Source organism: Streptococcus halitosis (genome assembly GCF_023147855.1).
Lineage (GTDB): Bacteria > Bacillota > Bacilli > Lactobacillales > Streptococcaceae > Streptococcus > Streptococcus halitosis_B.
The window spans coordinates 897115-909645 of the sequence record NZ_JAHXOP010000001.1 but is presented as its reverse complement, the minus strand read 5'-3'; the positions used below and the strand labels follow the sequence as shown (position 1 = coordinate 909645).

The 12531-nt window shown below is 42.2% G+C and carries 10 protein-coding genes; 8 read left to right on the top strand and 2 right to left on the bottom strand.

Annotated elements, in window-relative coordinates:
• Together KZX55_RS04405 and KZX55_RS04400 are read left to right on the top strand one after the other, a co-directional pair.
• On the top strand, positions 1 to 1713 hold a 1713-nt coding region (locus KZX55_RS04405; protein ID WP_248025005.1), incomplete at its 5' end, for a Spy0128 family protein.
• A 451-nt stretch (positions 1714 to 2164) separates the two neighbouring features.
• Positions 2165 to 4270, top strand: coding sequence for an ATP-dependent Clp protease ATP-binding subunit (locus KZX55_RS04400; RefSeq protein ID WP_248024997.1), 2106 nt, complete (start codon positions 2165 to 2167; stop codon positions 4268 to 4270).
• 61 nt (positions 4271 to 4331) lie between these two features.
• Here KZX55_RS04400 and KZX55_RS04395 read toward each other — a convergent pair whose 3' ends face one another.
• Positions 4332 to 4814, bottom strand: coding sequence for an S-ribosylhomocysteine lyase (locus KZX55_RS04395; protein WP_000032544.1), 483 nt, complete (start codon positions 4812 to 4814; stop codon positions 4332 to 4334).
• Positions 4815 to 5100: 286 nt separating this feature from the next.
• On the opposite strand from KZX55_RS04395, the gene KZX55_RS04390 reads away from it, so the two are divergent.
• The 5 genes from KZX55_RS04390 to KZX55_RS04370 are packed head-to-tail and all read left to right on the top strand — an operon-like array spanning position 5101 to position 9029.
• On the top strand, positions 5101 to 5808 hold the full coding sequence (locus KZX55_RS04390) for an ABC transporter ATP-binding protein (protein WP_084872489.1): 708 nt from the start codon (positions 5101 to 5103) through the stop codon (positions 5806 to 5808).
• 1 nt (position 5809) lies between these two features.
• Positions 5810 to 6598, top strand: coding sequence for an ABC transporter permease (locus KZX55_RS04385; protein WP_248024995.1), 789 nt, complete (start codon positions 5810 to 5812; stop codon positions 6596 to 6598).
• Entirely contained in the window at positions 6598 to 7320 is a 723-nt protein-coding gene (locus tag KZX55_RS04380) for a lantibiotic ABC transporter permease (RefSeq protein WP_248024987.1), read from the top strand. Before KZX55_RS04385 ends, KZX55_RS04380 begins: the two co-directional genes overlap by 1 nt.
• A gap of 12 nt (positions 7321 to 7332) precedes the next feature.
• Positions 7333 to 8031, top strand: coding sequence for a response regulator transcription factor (locus KZX55_RS04375; RefSeq protein WP_248024985.1), 699 nt, complete (start codon positions 7333 to 7335; stop codon positions 8029 to 8031).
• On the top strand, positions 7998 to 9029 hold the full coding sequence (locus tag KZX55_RS04370; RefSeq protein ID WP_248024983.1) for a sensor histidine kinase: 1032 nt from the start codon (positions 7998 to 8000) through the stop codon (positions 9027 to 9029). Before KZX55_RS04375 ends, KZX55_RS04370 begins: the two co-directional genes overlap by 34 nt.
• Positions 9030 to 9163: 134 nt before the next feature.
• On the opposite strand, the gene KZX55_RS04365 is transcribed toward KZX55_RS04370, so the two are convergent.
• On the bottom strand, positions 9164 to 10648 hold the full coding sequence (locus KZX55_RS04365; protein WP_248024982.1) for a DUF1846 domain-containing protein: 1485 nt from the start codon (positions 10646 to 10648) through the stop codon (positions 9164 to 9166).
• 152 nt (positions 10649 to 10800) lie between these two features.
• On the opposite strand from KZX55_RS04365, the gene KZX55_RS04360 reads away from it, so the two are divergent.
• On the top strand, positions 10801 to 12411 hold the full coding sequence (locus KZX55_RS04360; protein ID WP_248024980.1) for a glycoside hydrolase family 13 protein: 1611 nt from the start codon (positions 10801 to 10803) through the stop codon (positions 12409 to 12411).
• The last annotated feature ends 120 nt before the right edge of the window (positions 12412 to 12531 follow it).

The following is a 12531-nucleotide window of genomic DNA, read 5'->3' as shown; positions in this document are numbered from 1 at the left end:
TTCACTAACACTTATAAAGCCGCTTCAACAAGCGCGACAATCAAGGCTAAGAAAGTCTTGAATGGTAAAGAGCTTGTGGCAGACGCTTATACTTTCGAATTGAAAGAAAAAGATGCGGTTGTAGCAGAAGCTAAGAATACTGCTTCAGGCGAAGTTGTCTTCAACGTCAACTACACAGAAGCAGGAGAGCACACTTACACTATTACTGAGAAATCAGGAACAGAAGCAGGTGTGACCTACTCAACAGAATCTTACACAGTTAAAGTGACTGTAGCAGATAACGGTCAAGGTCAATTGGTTGCGACTGTAGAAAATGCGGATGCAGAACGTGTCTTCACTAACACTTATAAAGCCGCTTCAACAAGCGCGACAATCAAGGCTAAGAAAGTCTTGAATGGTAAAGAGCTTGTGGCAGACGCTTATACTTTCGAATTGAAAGAAAAAGATGCGGTTGTAGCAGAAGCTAAGAATACTGCTTCAGGCGAAGTTGTCTTCAACGTCAACTACACAGAAGCAGGAGAGCACACTTACACTATTACTGAGAAATCAGGAACAGAAGCAGGTGTGACCTACTCAACAGAATCTTACACAGTTAAAGTAACTGTAGCAGATAACGGTCAAGGTCAATTGGTTGCGACTGTAGAAAATGCGGATGCAGAACGTGTCTTCACTAACACTTATAAAGAACCAGCTCCAACAGCTACATCAGCAACACTTGAGTTTACGAAAGAATTGACTGGTCGTACTTTGGTTGATGGTGAATTCCAATTTGAATTGTATGAAGGTACAAACAAACTTGATACAAAAACAAACCAAGCTGGAAAAGTAACATTTAATGCAATCAACTATAATGCAGAAGGTGTTCATACTTATACTGTAAAAGAAGTGAATGCCGGAGCAACTGGTATTACTTATGACACAGAAAAGACTGCAGTGGTAACAGTAACCAAAGATGCAGCAACAAATGCCTTGAAGGCAACTGTTGAATACTCAGCAGGTAGTGTCTTCACGAATAGCTTTAAAGCACCAGCGGTAGAAGCTACGATTGAAGCAACTAAGAAACTTGAAGGTAAAGAACTTGCGGCTGATGCTTATACTTTCGAATTGAAAGAAAATGGTGCAGTTGTAGCAGAAGCTAAGAACACTGCCGAAGGTAAAGTAGCCTTTGTTCGTTCATTCGAAGAAGCAGGTACTCACACTTATACCTTGGTTGAAAAAGTTGGTACTGAAGAGGGTATTGAATACGATAAGACTGAGCATACTGTAACAGTAACAGTAGTTGCGGATGGTCAAGGTCTCTTGACTGCGACTGTCTCATATGCAGATGGTAAAGCAGTTGTATTTACAAATAAATACACTGTTCCAAACCCAACACCGGATCCAGCGCCAACACCGGATCCAGCGCCAACACCAGATCCAGCGCCAACGCCAGATCCAGCACCAACGCCAGATCCAGCACCAACGCCAGATCCAGCGCCAACGCCAGATCCAGCACCAACGTCAGATCCAACACCAAATCCAAACCCAACACCGGATCCAGATCCAAATAAACCAGGAGAAAAAGAGGAACCAAACCCAACATCTCCAGCTACGGAGACTAAAGGTAAAGCTGAACTTCCAAAAACAGGTGAAGCAACATCTATCTTCTCAGCAATTGGATTTGTAGTCTTGGCATTGAGTGGACTGGTATTCTTCGTAAAACGTAAAGCTTAAGCTTTCGTAGAAGAAACATGAAACTTGGTAAGTGAGAATTCTACTTCTCTCTTAAACCTGATAGAGAAAGTCTCTAGAAAATTCGTTTTCTAGGGGCTTTTTTGTACTTCAAAATAATTTTTTTAAAATAGTCAAATTTGGTCAAAAAGTTATTGACTTTTACTGACCAAAGTGGTATAGTAGAAACATAAGGAAAATGACTTCCTTAGAAAACTTCATTTTCAATGATTCTATTTCTTGAAAATGTACGATAGATACCCTAGAAAGGGGTGAGGCCTATGTTAAATCTAACAGACTTTGAAAAGAAAATGATAAAAGGCTTATTTAAAAAAGAAAAACCAGAAATTATACGTAGAGTAGCTAGATAGCTAGTCTAAATTTTTTAAAACAAAGGTCAAAGATAGTCAATATCAGAGATTGCATCTAATTAAGAATAAACGAGGTAAAGAATATGAACAACAACTTTAATAACTTTAACAACATGGATGATTTATTTAACCAATTGATGGGTGGCATGCGAGGATACAGTTCTGAGAACCGTCGCTACTTGATTAATGGACGAGAAGTGACACCTGAGGAATTCGCTCACTATCGTGCAACTGGTCAATTACCAGGAAATGCAGAATCTGAGGTGCAAATGCAACAACACGCTTCAGGTATGAAACAAGACGGTGTCCTTGCTAAGCTAGGTCGTAACTTGACAGCAGAAGCTCGTGAGGGCAAGTTGGATCCTGTTATCGGACGAAACAAGGAAATTCAAGAAACAGCTGAAATCCTCTCACGTCGTACGAAAAATAATCCTGTTCTAGTCGGAGATGCAGGTGTTGGTAAGACAGCCGTTGTCGAAGGTCTAGCACAAGCCATTGTGAACGGAGATGTTCCAGCTGCTATTAAGAACAAGGAAATTATTTCTATTGATATCTCAGGTCTTGAGGCTGGTACTCAATACCGTGGTAGCTTTGAAGAAAATGTTCAAAACTTAGTCAATGAAGTAAAAGAAGCAGGAAATATTATCCTCTTCTTTGATGAAATTCACCAAATTCTCGGTGCTGGTAGCACTGGTGGAGACAGCGGATCTAAAGGGCTTGCAGATATTCTCAAACCAGCTCTCTCTCGAGGTGAGTTGACCGTTATTGGGGCAACGACTCAAGACGAATACCGTAACACCATCTTGAAAAATGCAGCTCTTGCTCGTCGTTTCAACGAAGTGAAGGTCAATGCTCCTTCAGCAGAGGATACCTTTAAAATCCTTCAAGGGATTCGTGATCTCTATCAACAACACCACAATGTCATTTTGTCAGACGAAGTCTTGAAAGCAGCAGTTGATTATTCTGTCCAATACATTCCTCAACGTAGCTTGCCAGATAAGGCTATCGACCTTGTCGATGTAACGGCTGCTCACTTGGCAGCTCAACATCCTGTAACAGATGTGCATGCTGTTGAACGTGAAATTGAGGCAGAAAAAGACAAGCAAGAAAAAGCAGTTGAGGCAGAAGACTTTGAAGCAGCTCTTAATGCCAAAACACGCATTGCAGAATTGGAGAAAAAAATCGAAAACCACACAGAAGACATGAAAGTGACTGCAAGTGTCAACGATGTGGCTGAATCTGTGGAACGAATGACAGGTATTCCAGTGTCACAAATGGGAGCATCAGACATCGAACGTTTGAAAGATATGGCTCATCGCTTGGAACACAAGGTTATTGGCCAAGATAAGGCGGTAGAAGCTGTCGCTCGTGCCATCCGTCGTAACCGTGCTGGTTTTGATGAAGGCAATCGCCCAATCGGTAGCTTCCTCTTTGTAGGGCCTACTGGGGTTGGTAAGACAGAACTTGCTAAGCAATTGGCGCTCGATATGTTTGGAACTAAGGACGCTATCATTCGTTTGGATATGTCCGAATATAGTGACCGTACAGCTGTTTCTAAGTTAATCGGTACAACAGCAGGTTATGTGGGTTATGATGACAATAGCAATACTTTGACAGAACGTGTTCGTCGTAATCCTTACTCTATCATTCTCTTGGACGAAATTGAAAAGGCTGATCCTCAAGTAATCACCCTTCTCCTCCAAGTCTTGGATGATGGTCGTTTGACTGATGGTCAAGGAAATACCGTGAACTTCAAGAACACTGTCATTATCGCAACATCAAATGCTGGATTTGGCTATGAAGCCAACTTGACAGAAGATGCAGATAAACCAGAATTAATGGATCGTTTGAAACCATACTTCCGTCCAGAATTCCTCAATCGCTTTAACGCAGTTATCGAGTTCTCACACTTGAATAAGGAAGACCTTTCTAAGATTGTGGACTTGATGTTGGCTGAAGTCAACCAAACCTTGGCTAAGAAAGACATTGATTTGGAAGTTAGTCAAGCAGCTAAGGACTTTATCACAGAAGAAGGCTATGATGAAGTTATGGGTGTTCGTCCACTCCGTCGCGTGGTGGAACAACAAATCCGTGATAAGGTGACGGACTTCCACTTGGATCATCTAGATGCCAAACATCTGGAAGCAGATATGGAAGATGGCGTTTTGATTATTCGTGAAAAAGCCTAACTCAAGATTTTGAGAATAAAAAAAAGAAGGAACTAGCTAAAAAGCTGGTTCCTTTTTGTGTTTAGATGACATGACGCTCAAAGGCATCATCTGAGATTCCTTGTTCCAGGATGAGTTTCGCCCATTCTTTAGCAGAAAAGAGGCTGTGGTCCTTGTAGTTTCCGCAAGATTCGATGGTTGTTCCAGGGACATCTTCCCAAGTAGTGGTTTCAGCGATTTCCTTGAGCGAATCCTTGATAACGGCTGCAATTTCAGCACTGGTATGGCGTCCCCACATAATCATGTGGAAGCCTGTGCGGCAGCCAAATGGTGAGCAGTCAATCATGCCGTCAATGCGGGTACGGATAAGTTTTGCCAAGAGGTGTTCGATAGTGTGAAGGCCAGCAGTAGGGATAGAGTCTTCGTTTGGCTGCACCAAGCGAATATCAAAGTTGGAGATGATATCTCCCTTTGGCCCTGTTTCTTCCCCAATCAAGCGAACATAGGGTGCTTTAACGATAGTGTGGTCAAGCTCAAAACTTTCAACAATAACTTCTTTTGACATGGTAAATCCTTTCAGTTTTCTTCTTTCATTATATCATAAAGCCTACTCTTGATGGAGTTTGATAAATAACTTTTTGAGACTAGAATGATAATAAAGTCTCTATACATAAACCTCAGAATTATAAAAAAGAATGGAGTAAAGGAAAAGAAAAACTGAGTTCTTTCTAATGAAGCTAGAGCGACTTTTGAAAAGTGGATCAACTTTTTCTGAAATTTCTGTTTAATCTCTGAACTAATTCTGAACTAGATTGGGTATACTGGAGAAAATAAAGATAAAGGAGTTCAGTATGGAACATATGGTGAAAATAGAAGGCGTCTGCAAAAAGCATGGCAGCAAGCAGATTTTAGAAGATATTTCTTTTACAGCTAGAAGCGGTCGGATTACAGCTTTTCTAGGCCCAAATGGTGCAGGAAAAAGTTCGACCTTGAGGATTCTCTTGGGATTAGATTGGGCGACAGCAGGGACTGCAACTTTTGATGGGCAAACCTATCAATCAATGACCTATCCGCTCAGAACGGTAGGTGCAGCCTTTGATGGCATTGGCGGTCTGCCAAATCGAAAGGTCTATGACCACTTGAGGATTATTGCAGCAAGTAATGCTATTCCCAAGTCTCGGATCGATGAGGTTTTGGAGATGACTGGAATCGCTCATAAGAGGAAGGACCTCTTGTCAAGCCTGTCTCTGGGGGAAGGTCAACGCTTGGGTTTGGCAGCAGCTTTGCTGGGTGATCCTCAGTTTCTTATATTAGATGAGCCGACTAATGGGCTGGATCCAAGTGGGATTAAGTGGTTTAGAAAGTTCATCCGTCAGCAGGCTGATTTAGGGAAAACGGTACTTCTATCTTCCCATATCCTATCAGAGGTGCAAATGGTGACAGATGATGTAGTCTTGATTCATCATGGGCGAATTATTGAGCAGGGACGATTGGAAGAGGTGCTGCAAGATTCAGATAGTCTAGAAGATCTCTTCTTTGATTTGACAGAGGAGGTTTAAGATGAAAGAAACGATGTCCTTATTGCATTCAGAATGGTTGAAAATTCGCTCAACCAAGGCTTTCAAAGTGAGTATGGCCCTCATGCTGCTATTGGTGCCTGTCGTATCCTGGCTGGAGGGTCGACAGTATTTGTCTATTGGCTTGGATGCTACGCCTGAGACGGTTCCCAGTCTGATAAACGCCATTGATCCGCTGGAATATCTAGGTCTCAACGGGGCTTCTATGGCGGTCATGGTTTTGGTCATTTTAGCTGGAATTTTGGGAGCTATGGAATTTCAGTCTCATAGCTTGAGAACCAGTCTCTTGACCTGTAATAACCGCCTGAAGTTGCTTGTGGGGAAACTCATGACCTTTACTTGCTTTTCTCTTGCCACTAGCTTTTTATCAATCTACTTTAGTTATATGGTCATGCATCTCGCTTTAGGAAAGGAAGGACTTGATACGATTCTGCTCAATCAGGCAGCTTGGAGTTTGATTTTGTGGAAAACCTTATCTCTGACCTTATTGGGAATCCTTTCGTTTTTGTTAGGTTTATTGGCTCGGACCATGCTAGTTCCTCTGCTTTTTCTCGTACCCCAAATCTATAATTTAGGAAACTACCTAGCTGCTCACACGAGTTGGGGAGCTTATTTGCCACAGCCGGCAGGAGAGTTGTTTGCTGCAACGCCAACTTCCCAATATGCTAACAATCCCTTGCAAGGGCTGTTGATACTTGGTGCATGGTTGCTAGTCATCGGCGGCATGGCTTCTCTGCGCTTTTTGAAGACGGATTTAGGAGGGCGATACTGATGATAAAAGCTCTGCTTAGAAGTGAATGGATTAAGTTCCGTTCTTACTATCTCGCTCTTGGTGCAGCCTTGGTGGTTCTGGTAGTCGTTCCTTTTTTCCTGATGAATCTTAACTATAGTCAGACAGCAGTTGGTCAGACGAAGGCTCTGAGCGAGGTTTTGCATGCTCTCTATCTGGCGCAGCCTGTCATCGTCATCTTCACTTCTCTCTATTTTGCCCAAGAGTTTGTCAAGTCTGGGATGCGAACGAATTTTCTAACCGTATCAAATAGAAAGGCTTGGTTGGCTGGGAAATTCCTTTTTCTGGACTTGCTGCTCTTGGTTCTCTACAGTGTCATGATAGGCAGTTGTTTCCTTGTTATGCTGGCTCGTTTTGACCTAAGCTTTAGCTGGTCCTTACTAGGGAAATTTCTTTATTACAGCTCTTTTGGTCTTCTCAGCAATATTTTTCTGGCTTTTTTAACTGCCGGCCTCGCTTTGCTCTTTCAATCTTGGGTTGTGCCGGTGTCGGTGCTCTTTCCTCTCTTGATTGGTCTCAGCCGTTTATTGGCAACGTTCATCAAGGAGGCAAAGTACCTGCCCGATCTGGCTACCCTAAATCTTTTTGAGTATGAAGGGCTTCAGCAGTCAATAGATCTCTCAGGGCTGGGGATACAGCTTTTATGGTTAGCTTTGGTTTGGAGCTCTGCCATATTTTTAACCTTGAAACGAGATGTTCGCTAGAGGTATGCTATAATGGAACTCATGAGACAGTATCGTATTTTGGTAGTTGATGACGACCGGAGCATTTTGAAGCTGGTGAAAAACGTCCTAGAGCTAGATGCTTATGATGTGACGACGCTTGATCGGATAGAAGACCTAGAGCTGACGCATTTTGTCGGATATGACTTGATTCTGCTGGATGTGATGATGGAGCCTGTTAACGGTTTTGAGCTGTGTTCCTACATTCGTCCTCATCTTTCGTGTCCGATTATCTTTTTGACGGCTAAGGAGTTAGAGGCGGACAAAGTGGAAGGACTCTTTCGCGGAGCAGATGACTATATTGTCAAGCCTTTTGGAACCAAAGAATTGCTGGCGCGTGTCAGAGCTCATCTTCGGCGGGAGGAAAGACGTGAGGAGCGATATTCTGAAATTGCTTCTTGTCAATTTTATCCAGAGCGCTATGAAGTTGCCTATTTTGGTAAAGTCTTGAAATTTTCAGAGCGAGAGTTTAAGTTGTTGCATTTACTAGCTAGCAATCCCAAGCAGACCTTTTCAGCTGAACGTCTTCATACCTTGCTTTATCCAGAAAGCTCAGAAACACAGCTTCGCTCCATCTCAGAATACGTATATCAGATTCGCCAAAAATGTAAACAAGAAGGGTTGCAAGCAATCGCAACAGTGAGAGGAGTAGGCTATAGATGGCAATTAGAACCCGAAATTTCAAAAGCCTAGTCTGGACAACCAGTTTAAAGATCGTCTTTTTCCATGTTTTGATTTTTGTACTTATAGGTTATCAATTTAGGCAAGGAAGTGATCACGTTCTTTTCACCTTGTTCTTTTGGGCAGGGAGCTTGCTGCTGATTACTTTTTATCATATTTTGAAATTGCTCCGAAAAATCGACAGGGAAATAAAAATGCTAACGAGCGAGAAGCTTCTAGAAGAAAATCAAAGCCAGCTTTTTCGGATTGAGGAAATGCTAGAAGTCTATAGCGATTTACGGAGCAGCCACCAAGAAAATGCTCGTCTTCTAGAAAAAGAGCAGCAGCATAATCAGGAGTTGATTTTACAGCTATCAGCGACATCGCACGATTTGAAAACGCCCCTAACTGTGATTAAGGGTAATGCTGAGCTCTTGGAAATGGCGCAGTTAGGCCAGCCACAGGCAGACTATGCTGCTGAGATTTTGCAGGCTAGTTACAAGATGGAAGAATATTGTGCCTCTTTGATTGATTACGCTAAGGCTTTTCAGATTGATTCTAATCAGTTCAGTCAGCTTTCCTTAGAGGACTTTTTGGCCTATCTCCAGGACGATTGGGCACTGTTCAGCAAACAGGAAAGCTATCGTTTTTCTCTCCAAGAAGATTGTGAGCTTAGTCTGATTTTATCAATTCATTTGGGTTATCTCAAGCGAGCTTTGCTCAATATTTTACTGAATGCGCTTGAACATGCTAATCAGGACCAAAAGGAAGTGAAGCTGACGGTATCAGTGCAGCAGGATCAGTTGGTTTTTGCTATCTGGAACAACGGCCCTTCGTTTTCAGAGGAGATGCTGCTGGGAGCGGAACGGCTCTTTTACCAGAGTGACCAAAGCCGCAATTCAGCTAATCCCCATCATGGTATCGGCTTAGCCTTTTCTAAGCAGGTAGCTCTCTTGCATGGTGGCCGTCTGACCCTGCTCAATCCAGATCAAGGAGGAGCCTCTGTCGAGTTGACAATTTCATTAAAATAAATGAGGATGGAAGATTATAAAAACGCATAATACCAAGTGTCCAAAAGACTTGATATTATGCGTTTGATTTTTTTATTATGTAAAGATTTACTGGATTTTTCTCTCAAATTGAGTTTTTGTCTAGCCTTGTTTATTTACTTACGATACAGGCGATCGTATTGGTAGTATGGGTCAAAGGTTACGTTGATGCCTAGCTTGCGAAGGACATTCTTGTCTTCATCGGTCAAGATGATGGTTGAGTGGGCTTCGCTTCCTTTGAGGTTCCCAAGTTCTTCCATGGCACGCGCAGCATCTGGATTTTCCATAGCTGTGATGGCTAGCGCAATCAAAATTTCATTTGAGTGGAGGCGAGGATTGCGGCTACCTAGATGATCGATTTTAAGACCTTGAATTGGCTTGACGACTTCAGGCTCGATTAGTTTCACTTCCTTAGCGATATCAGCTGATTTTTTGATGGCATTGATTAAGGCGGCAGCTGTAGGACCAAAGAGTTCAGAGTTTTTACCAGTCACGACTTCCCCGCTTGGCAATTCAAGGGCTAGGGCAGGACCACCAGTTTCTTCTGCTTTTTGGCGTGCAGCAACAGCAACCTTACGGTCTGCAGGAGTGATACCGAGGTCGTTCATGAGCAGTTCAATTTTCTTGACAGCAGTTTCTCCGACTTTTTCAGCTTTAAAATCAAGTACAGTCTGATAGTAGCGACGGATGATTTCTTGTTTTGAAGCTTCGATAGCAGATTCATTATCAGTAATAGCGAAGCCAACCATGTTGACACCCATGTCTGTTGGTGAAGCGTATGGAGATTCACCGAGAATGCGTTCCAACATACGTTTGAGCACTGGGAAGATTTCGATATCACGGTTGTAATTGACAGTAGTTTCTCCGTAAGTTTGAAGATGGAAGGGGTCAATCATGTTGACATCATCAAGGTCTGCGGTTGCAGCCTCGTAGGCCAAGTTGACCGGATGATGAAGGGGAAGATTCCAAACTGGGAAGGTTTCAAACTTAGCGTAACCAGACTTGATGCCATTGAGTTGGTCGTGGTACATGTTTGACATACAAGTGGCCAATTTTCCAGAACCAGGTCCAGGAGCGGTTACGACAATCAAGTTGCGACTGGTTTTGATGTAGTCGTTTTTCCCCATACCTTCTGGAGAAATGATGTGGTCCATATCGGTCGGATATCCTTTGATTGGATAATGAAGATAAGAATCAATCCCATTTTTCTCAAGTTGATTGCGGAAGACATCTGCAGCGGGTTGACCAGCATACTGTGTGATGACAACGGAACCAACAAAAATTCCCAGCTCATTGAATTTGTCAATCAAACGAAGAACTTCTTGGTCATAAGAAATGCCTAGGTCGCCACGCGCTTTAGAATGCTCGATATTGCTAGCATTAATAGCAATCACAACCTCAACCTGCTCTTTCAATTCTTGCAAGAGCTTGATTTTATTGTCAGGCTCATAACCAGGAAGAACACGAGCAGCGTGGAAATCTTCTAACATTTTACCACCAAACTCCAAGTAGAGCTTGCCGTCAAATTGATTAATGCGCTCCAAGATATGGTCGCGTTGTAAATTCAAATATTGTTCAGAACTAAAAGCTTGTTTTTCCATTTTTTTACCTCTGACCTCTATTATAATAAAAAATTGGAAGTTAGGAAACTATGGAGTTAAAAAAGGAATCAAAAAGATTAGGCAAACGCTTGCATAAAATTTTAAAAAGCGCTATCATAGATGATAGATTATTAAAATATTGAGGTAAACAGATGCAAGAAAAATGGTGGCACAATGCCGTAGTCTATCAAGTCTATCCAAAGAGTTTCATGGACAGTAACGGAGATGGAATTGGCGATTTGCCAGGAATTACTAGTAAGTTAGACTACCTAGCTAAGTTAGGAATTACAGCGATTTGGCTTTCTCCCGTTTATGACAGTCCTATGGATGATAATGGCTATGATATTGCTGATTATCAAGCAATTGCAGCTATTTTCGGGAACATGGAGGATATGGATGAACTGATCGCAGAAGCTAAGAAGCGTGGTATCCGTATCATCATGGACTTGGTGGTCAATCATACTTCAGATGAGCATGCTTGGTTTGTAGAGGCCTGTGAAAATCCTGATAGCCCTGAGCGAGACTACTATATCTGGCGGGATGAGCCCAATGATTTGGAGTCTATCTTTAGCGGATCTGCTTGGGAATACGATGAAAAGTCAGGTCAATACTATCTTCACTTTTTCAGTAAGAAACAGCCCGATCTCAACTGGGAGAATGAAAAACTTCGCCAGAAAATTTATGAGATGATGAACTTCTGGATTGACAAAGGCATTGGTGGTTTCCGTATGGATGTTATTGACATGATCGGTAAGATTCCTGATGAGAAGGTAGTCAATAACGGGCCTATGCTCCATCCCTATCTCAAGGAAATGAACCGAGCGACCTTTGGGGATAAAGATCTCTTGACAGTAGGAGAAACTTGGGGAGCAACGCCAGAAATTGCCAAGCTTTACTCTGATCCAAAGGGCCAAGAATTGTCTATGGTCTTCCAATTTGAACATATTTGTCTTCAGTATCAGGAAGGTCAACCTAAATGGCACTATCAAAAAGAGTTGAATATCACTAAGTTAAAAGAGATTTTCAATAAATGGCAGACAGAATTAGGAGTTGAGGACGGCTGGAATTCCCTCTTCTGGAACAACCATGATCTTCCTCGTATCGTCTCTATCTGGGGGAATGACCAAGAATACCGTGAAAAATCTGCCAAAGCCTTTGCGATTTTGCTTCATTTGATGAGAGGGACACCTTATATTTACCAAGGTGAGGAGATTGGGATGACCAACTATCCGTTTGAAACACTGGATCAAGTAGAAGATATTGAATCCCTCAACTATGCGCATGAAGCTCTTGAGAAAGGTGTTCCGATAGAAGAAATCATGGACAGTATCCGTGTCATTGGTCGCGACAATGCCCGTACTCCGATGCAATGGGATGAAAGCAAAAATGCTGGTTTCTCAACAGGTCAACCTTGGTTGGCGGTTAATCCAAACTATCAAGCCATCAACGTTCAAGAAGCACTGGCAAATCCAGATTCTATTTTCTATACCTATGAAAAACTCGTTCAAATCCGTAAGGAGAACAGCTGGTTGATTCGAGCTGATTTTGAATTGCTTGATACGGATGATAAGGTCTTTGCCTATATCCGTAAGGACGGTGATCGTCGCTTCCTAGTCGTGGCTAATTTGTCCAATGAAAAACAAAACTTTTCAGTAGAAGAAAAAGTTAAATCGGTCTTGATTGAAAACACTGTGACTCAAGAAGTACTTGAAAAACAGGTCTTGGCTCCATGGGATGCCTTCTGTGTGGAACTGACTAACTAAAATGAGCAAACCTCAAGCTTTTGAAGCTTGAGGTTCTTTTACTAAAAAAATATGTAGAAAAGTCTTTAAAAATATTTGTTAGAATTTTCTAAAAAATCTGTCGAAAGCCCTTGCTTTTAT

Excerpts from the sequence above, each read along its gene's own strand:
- KZX55_RS04400 (WP_248024997.1), top strand. The coding sequence starts at position 2,165 with ATGAACAACAACTTTAATAACTTTAACAACATGGATGATTTATTTAAC.
- KZX55_RS04395 (WP_000032544.1), bottom strand. The coding sequence starts at position 4,814 with ATGTCAAAAGAAGTTATTGTTGAAAGTTTTGAGCTTGACCACACTATC.
- KZX55_RS04390 (WP_084872489.1), top strand. The coding sequence starts at position 5,101 with ATGGAACATATGGTGAAAATAGAAGGCGTCTGCAAAAAGCATGGCAGC.
- KZX55_RS04385 (WP_248024995.1), top strand. The coding sequence starts at position 5,810 with ATGAAAGAAACGATGTCCTTATTGCATTCAGAATGGTTGAAAATTCGC.
- KZX55_RS04380 (WP_248024987.1), top strand. The coding sequence starts at position 6,598 with ATGATAAAAGCTCTGCTTAGAAGTGAATGGATTAAGTTCCGTTCTTAC.
- KZX55_RS04375 (WP_248024985.1), top strand. The coding sequence starts at position 7,333 with ATGGAACTCATGAGACAGTATCGTATTTTGGTAGTTGATGACGACCGG.
- KZX55_RS04370 (WP_248024983.1), top strand. The coding sequence starts at position 7,998 with ATGGCAATTAGAACCCGAAATTTCAAAAGCCTAGTCTGGACAACCAGT.
- KZX55_RS04365 (WP_248024982.1), bottom strand. The coding sequence starts at position 10,648 with ATGGAAAAACAAGCTTTTAGTTCTGAACAATATTTGAATTTACAACGC.
- KZX55_RS04360 (WP_248024980.1), top strand. The coding sequence starts at position 10,801 with ATGCAAGAAAAATGGTGGCACAATGCCGTAGTCTATCAAGTCTATCCA.